Raw genomic sequence first — 714 nt, forward strand, 5'->3', positions numbered from 1 at the left:
CAATCAAAATGTAGCGAGTAAATCAGAGTTAGCAAATTCGTTCGGTAAAGCCGCTCAAAATTACGACGCTTCAGCATATCTACAGAAAATGGTTGGTAATCAGTTAATTGAGCATACTCTTGCGTGCGATGTTTCCTTCCCTCAAGGACTTGGGGGAGATCTTGGTTGCGGCACTGGGTATTTTTCCTCAGATGTAAAAACGAAATTCCAGCTCGCCGAAATGCTGTTGCTCGACATTTCTGAATCGATGGCGCGATACGCCTTTAGCCGGTGGTCTGAGGAAGCGTTGGTTGACGAACCGACTTCAACTCGTGCGTTTTATCCTCTAGTGCTAGATGCCGAAAATATAGCTTTGCAATCCGAGGTTCTCGATTTTTGCTTCTCCAGTTTGGCGCTTCAATGGGTGAATGACTTGAAAACAGCCTTAAAGCAAGCTCACGCTGCGCTAAAACCTGGTGGTGTCATAAGCTATTCAACCTTAGTCGATGGCACTTTGGATGAGTTGAAAACGTCATGGTCTAGGGTCGATGACGCAACGCATGTAAACGAGTTTATGACTTATAGGGCTTGCCTCAACGCTGCGTTGGAGCTTGGTTATGAAGTGTTAGTTGATGAGCAGTCTCCAATAGTTGTTGAGTATCAGCGTCCTATGGATTTAATGAAGGATTTAAAAGCGATCGGTGCGCATAATATCTCGAGAGGTCGCTCAAAGGG

General features: G+C 45.4%; 1 protein-coding gene. It reads left to right on the forward strand.

What is annotated here, in order from left to right; all coding sequences use genetic code 11:
• On the forward strand, nt 1-714 hold a 714-nt coding region (locus A3762_RS20525; RefSeq protein WP_068757394.1), incomplete at both ends, for a methyltransferase domain-containing protein.

Source organism: Oleiphilus sp. HI0125, assembly GCF_001635355.1.